The organism is Klebsiella sp. MS 92-3 (assembly GCF_000195655.1).
Classification (GTDB): Bacteria; Pseudomonadota; Gammaproteobacteria; order Enterobacterales; family Enterobacteriaceae; genus Klebsiella; species Klebsiella pneumoniae.
Map to the genome: position 1 here is coordinate 5,798 of NZ_GL882861.1, position 5,093 is coordinate 10,890.

General features: G+C 59.9%; 8 protein-coding genes. All 8 read right to left on the reverse strand.

Translation table 11 applies throughout. The annotated features are described in order from the left end of the window. The coding region (locus HMPREF9538_RS33440; RefSeq protein WP_416352775.1) for a hypothetical protein at window positions 1–100 on the reverse strand (100 nt) is incomplete at its 3' end. Between the two features lie 306 nt (window positions 101–406). Next, a complete protein-coding gene (gene trpS, locus HMPREF9538_RS03020) occupies window positions 407–1,414 on the reverse strand; it encodes a tryptophan--tRNA ligase (RefSeq protein WP_009486237.1) in 1,008 nt (335 codons plus the stop codon). A 200-nt stretch (window positions 1,415–1,614) separates the two neighbouring features. After that, window positions 1,615–1,944 carry a DMT family transporter gene (locus HMPREF9538_RS03015; RefSeq protein WP_004204123.1) on the reverse strand — a complete coding sequence of 110 codons (330 nt, stop codon included), beginning with the start codon at window positions 1,942–1,944 and terminating at the stop codon, window positions 1,615–1,617. Window positions 1,945–1,961: 17 nt separating this feature from the next. Further along, window positions 1,962–2,375 carry a DMT family transporter gene (locus HMPREF9538_RS03010; protein WP_020316589.1) on the reverse strand — a complete coding sequence of 138 codons (414 nt, stop codon included), beginning with the start codon at window positions 2,373–2,375 and terminating at the stop codon, window positions 1,962–1,964. 31 nt (window positions 2,376–2,406) lie between these two features. Beyond that, the gene (locus HMPREF9538_RS03005) at window positions 2,407–3,075 is read right to left on the reverse strand and encodes a hypothetical protein (protein ID WP_009486239.1); all 669 of its coding nucleotides are present in this window, start codon (window positions 3,073–3,075) and stop codon (window positions 2,407–2,409) included. A gap of 12 nt (window positions 3,076–3,087) precedes the next feature. Further along, the gene (locus HMPREF9538_RS03000) at window positions 3,088–3,708 is read right to left on the reverse strand and encodes a phosphate propanoyltransferase (RefSeq protein ID WP_009486240.1); all 621 of its coding nucleotides are present in this window, start codon (window positions 3,706–3,708) and stop codon (window positions 3,088–3,090) included. Then, on the reverse strand, window positions 3,705–4,103 hold the full coding sequence (locus HMPREF9538_RS02995) for a BMC domain-containing protein (protein WP_009486241.1): 399 nt from the start codon (window positions 4,101–4,103) through the stop codon (window positions 3,705–3,707). The genes HMPREF9538_RS03000 and HMPREF9538_RS02995 overlap by 4 nt, the downstream gene beginning before the upstream one ends. Before the next feature lie 12 nt (window positions 4,104–4,115). After that, window positions 4,116–5,063, reverse strand: coding sequence for a choline TMA-lyase-activating enzyme (gene cutD / locus HMPREF9538_RS02990; RefSeq protein WP_020316596.1), 948 nt, complete (start codon window positions 5,061–5,063; stop codon window positions 4,116–4,118). Between the last annotated feature and the right edge of the window lie 30 nt (window positions 5,064–5,093).

A 5,093-nucleotide genomic window follows, 5' to 3' on the forward strand; every position in this document is an offset into this window, starting at 1 on the left:
GGGGGCCCCCCGGGGGGCGCAGCAGCCACCATGCGGCGGCGGCGAGCACCACCAGTAAGCCGACAAAATACCCTGCCCAACGTTTCTTTATTTTGTCCATACGCGACTCGCTTGATTCCCTGTGCTGAGTGGTGCGCGTGTTTCCTCCGGCGGGCGGAGCGTCCTTCTTGCGAAGGACGAAAAAGTGGAGGGAGGGCCGCTGACGCCGCGCTCTGCCGCGCCGATGCGCAGCCGCTCGCTGGGCTACTTATGTGGTCATCATCAGCGATCCTGGCCTTAATGAAACACGCATAGTGAGAGCTACCGTTAACGCGATAGTAACAGCCGGGGCGATATTGTCCATACGAAAGACAGGGTCTTGTCGGCGTGTTAACAAAATTATCCGCACAGGGAGTATTTCACCATCTCAGAACAGCACCGGCAGACCCAGCCCACGCTTCACCTCATGCAGCGTCTGCTGTGTGAGGTGGTGGGCGCGTTCGCTGCCCTGGCGCAGCAGCTCCAGCAGCATCCCTTTATCCTGAATAAAAGTGGCCCTGCGTTCGCGGATCGGCGCCAGTAGCGTCTGCAAGCAGGTCTCCAGCTCATTCTTACACTGGCGATCGCCCAGCCCGCCGCGCTGATAGTGGGTTTTCATCTCTGCCACCCGCGCCTTATCGCTGTGGAATGCATCGAGATAGGTAAACACCACGTTGCCCTCGACATGCCCCGGATCGCTGACTCTCAGGTGCGTCGGGTCGGTATACATCGCGCTGACCGCGTGGTGGATCTCCTCCTCTGTGGCCGATAACGTCAGCGTATTGCCGAGCGATTTCGACATTTTGGCGTTGCCATCGACGCCCGGCAGGCGACTCACTTCGCTGAGTAGCGCCTTGCAGTGGCGCAGCACCGGCTCGCCGGTGAGGCTATTCATCTTGTGGACGATCTCGTTGGTCTGCTCAATCATCGGTAGCTGATCGTCGCCCACCGGCACCAGTTCGGCCTTGAACGCGGTGATATCGGCCGCCTGGCTAATCGGATAGGCGAGAAAACCCACCGGCAGCGAGCGGGCGAATCCCTTCTGGGCAATCTCATTTTTGACCGTCGGATTACGTTCTACGCGGGCGACGGTGACGATATTCATATACAGCGCGCTGAGCTCCGCCAGCGCCGACAGGGCGGACTGCAGGCAAATAGTGGTGAGCCTGGGGTCGATGCCGACGGCCAGATAATCGGCCATGACTTCGAGGATATGGTGGCTAATTTTTTGCGGGTTGCTGCCGTTATCGGTGAGTCCTTGCAGGTCGGCGATCAGGATAAACTGCTGGTGGTCGTGCTGCAGCGCGACGCGCTGGCGCAGCGAACCGACGTAGTGGCCAAGATGTAGTTGGCCGGTCGGGCGGTCGCCGGTGAGGATGGTTTGTGGATGGTTCATCAGGGACTCCTTATCAGACTGTTCAGCCGAAAGACGTCCTGGAAATAACAAAGCCGCCTTCCGGCGGCTTTGAAAATGGAAACGTGTATCGTGCCGCCTGTTATGCAGGCAGCCACCAACGGCGGGGGGAGGTCACGATCGCGTTTCTGTTCATCTTTTTATCCTGCCACGAAATCACGGCGGGGTAAACCCGCCTTGTATTACATGGTCGAGAAGACGTTCATGATCACGCCGCCGGAGATAATCAGCGCCATGGCGATAATGGCCGCCAGATCCGGTTTCTGCTTATAGAGGATCATGGAGCAGATGGTGACGCCGACGATACCGAAGCCGCACCACAGCGAGTAGGCCACGCCCACCGGGATGGTGCTCATCGCGCGGGTGAGGGCGAAGTAGCACAGGCCGTAGGCGCAGACCACCAGCACCGAAGGGGCCAGCTTGCTGAAGCCGTTGGTTTTTTTGATCATCGAGGTGCCGGTGATTTCGGAGCCGATAGACAGCGCCAGCCATAAAAATCCGAGATTAAACATAGGGTGTTCCTTTCCTGTTAGTTAGCGATGTTCTTATCCATGGCGGCGGCTGGCGCGGCGGGCGCGTCCTCTTCGCTCGCTTCGGAACCCATCTTCGAGAACAGGTTCATGATAACGATGCCGCTGGCGATCACCGCCATGCCGATGATGGCGGCGGTATCCGGGTGCTGGCCGTAGAATGCCATTCCCAGCGTCGAGACCACCAAAATGCCGGTGCCGGACCAAGTGGCGTACGCCAGGCCGACCGGGATATCTTTCACCGCCCTTGAGAGCGAGTAATAGCAGGTGCAGTAAAGCGCAATCAGCAGCCCGAGCAGCAGCATTTTGCTGCCGCCTTCACTGCTACCGAACATTTTTAACGTCGAGGTTGCCGAGGTTTCGGAGAGGATAACCAGCAGCATCCATAACCAGCATTTTGTTTTCGAGGACATCGTTAAGCTCCAGGTTCATAGTTGGGTAAGGTCATATCTTTCTGTTTTTTAAGTAATCAATGGCCGCATCGGTCAGCTGAGCGCGCGGGGCCGCCGCCAGCGCCGGATTATTCACCACGTCTGTGACGGTAAGATAACGGCGCGGTTCGCTGTTGACGGCGGCTGGCGCGGTGGGCGCGTCCAGCTTCGCCAGCAGCTCATTCATGGTGCCGAGGAAGACGCCGCAGGCTTCCAGACGGGCCAGCGTGGTCTGCAGATGTCCGGCGTAGGCGCTGCCGGCCTGCGCGCCGCGCAGCCGGTTGAGCTCGCTGTGCGGATCGCAGTGGTAGCGCAGCGCCAGCACCGGAATACCCGCCAGCAGCGCCTCGTGCGCGCAGCGGGAGACCGGATTGCGCAGGGTGCCGTTCAGCAGATCCGAGGCTTGCGGATAATCGAGAAACGGTAGCAGTACCGCCCGCCACGGCGCTGACGGCAGGAGATCCTGCCAGGTCGATGACGGGATAATCTCGCCCACCTCTCGCCACGCGGTGGCGTCGGCGAGACCCTCCTCCAGCGCGAGGCGCAGCGGGTAGCCGCAGCCCGCCAGGCGCTGGCGGATCGCCGCGCGATAGCCGTCAGCGGCGGTCACCATCACCAGTACCGGCGGGCGTAGGCTCTGCAAAATCCGCGTAACTAAACCTTCAATCTGTTCGTCGGTCATGGCGAGCCTCCGTTAGCCGATGAGCGTCACCTGCGCGCCGTTTTTCAACCCGGCGGCATTGGCTTCTTCGGTGTCGATGTGAAACTCCAGCGCGAAGTCATCGCGCACCCGCACCACCACTTCGTCGAAAGTCAGCTGGCGCTCGCCATTGCTGCGCACACTGACCTTCTGGCCATTGCTGACGTTGAGCTGGCGCGCATCCTGCGGCGACATATGAATATGCCGCCAGGCGCAGATCACCTGCGAATGGAGCTCAACGTGACCGGCGGGCCCAATCAGCAGCGCGCTACCGGCGTTCTCCAGCTGGCCGGACTCACGGACCGGCGCTTTGATACCGAGCGTGAAGCAGTCGGCGCGCGACACTTCCAGCTGCGATACCGGGCGGGTTGGCCCGAGGACACGGACGTTGGTCAGCGAGCCCTTCGGCCCGACAACGGTCACGCACTCCTGGGCGGCGAACTGCCCCGGCTGGCGCAGCGGTTTGAACGGCGTCAGGCTGTAGCCTTTGCCGAACAACGCCTCGACGTCCTGTTGCGCGAGATGGACGTGGCGGTTGGAGATCCCCACTGGGATCGCCGGCGCCGTTGCGCTCAGGCGGGCGGCGATTTTTTCGCGAACCAGGGTGTCGATCATGACTTCTTCCCTTTCTTCAGCGCCGGATGTTTATCTTCCGTTTCGTTCGGGGCGGCAGGGGGGACGATGGCTTCCGGGGCGGGGATAACCACCGGTTCGGCCGTTTTTTGCTCGCGCGGCGGGTTGCCTTTGAGGTTGCTTAACGCTTCAACCACGCAGCGCTCCGGGCGGGCAATAACCAATGACTTCACGGTGTGCTCGGCGCCTGCGACCGCCACGCCGCGTTCAATGGCGGTGTGGATGGCGCTGATCTCCCCTTCAAAGCAGACGCTCACCAGCCCGGAGCCTGGTTTGCGATAGCCAATGCAGGTCACTCCCGCAGCTTTACAGGCGGCGTCGACGGCCTGAATGGCGGCGACCCATCCTCGCGTTTCAATTACGCCTAAACTTTTCATGGTCGGCTCCTGTTAATGGCGGACTAAGCGAATATCAAAATCAAATTGCCGGAAGAAGGTTTCCAGCCGGTCCAGTTCGTCCGGTGAATAAGACGGGTCCTGGGTAATCGGGTAGGGCATATCCAGGCGTTCGTACTTTTTGCGTCCCAACTGGTGGTACGGCAGCATGTCGATGCGGCGGATATTTCCATGCTTCGCCAGCTTCTGTACGTAATCAATGGCGCCGGTAATGGCGTCGAATGAGTCGTTGTAGCCGCGAATGAGCGGCATACGCACAATGACGTTGGCGCCGGAATCCACCAGCCATTCGAGATTGCGGCGGATCCCTTCGTTACCGATGCCGAGCATCGCCTTGTGGTGTTCGCTGTTAATCTGCTTTATGTCGAATAAGAAGGTGTCGGTGACCGGCGCCAGCTTCTGGTAGTTGGCAAGCGGGGTGGTGCCCTGGGTTTCGACGGCGGTGTTAATCATCATCTTTTTGCATTCGCGAAATAAGGCGACGGCAAAATCGGTCTGCAGGCTCATCTCGCCGCCGCCGATGGTGACGCCGCCGCCGGAGGAGATATAGAAGTCGTAGTCCTGCATGATGATCTCCATCAGCTCGCTGACGGTGACGTCCTTGCCCATAATGTCCAGCGCGTTCTGGGTGCAAATCTCTTCGCATTTGCGGCAGCCGATGCAGTCTTTATTGCGGTCGACGAAGTGCTTCATTTCGCCATTCTCTTCCGCCCGATAATGAATACCCGCCGGACAGACGCTGACGCAGTCGCCGCAGTTAATGCATTTGTCGTGCGAGAACATCACCTGGAACTGGCTGTTCAGCCCTTCCGGGTTGGCGCACCACGGGCAGCGAATGTTGCAGCCCTTAAAAAACACCAGCGTGCGAATGCCATCGCCGTCATAGATCGAATATTTCTGGATATTGAAAATTCGGCCCGTTAATTCTTGTTTTGCGATCACGCTTGCCTCCCGCCCCCCCCCCCCCCCCCG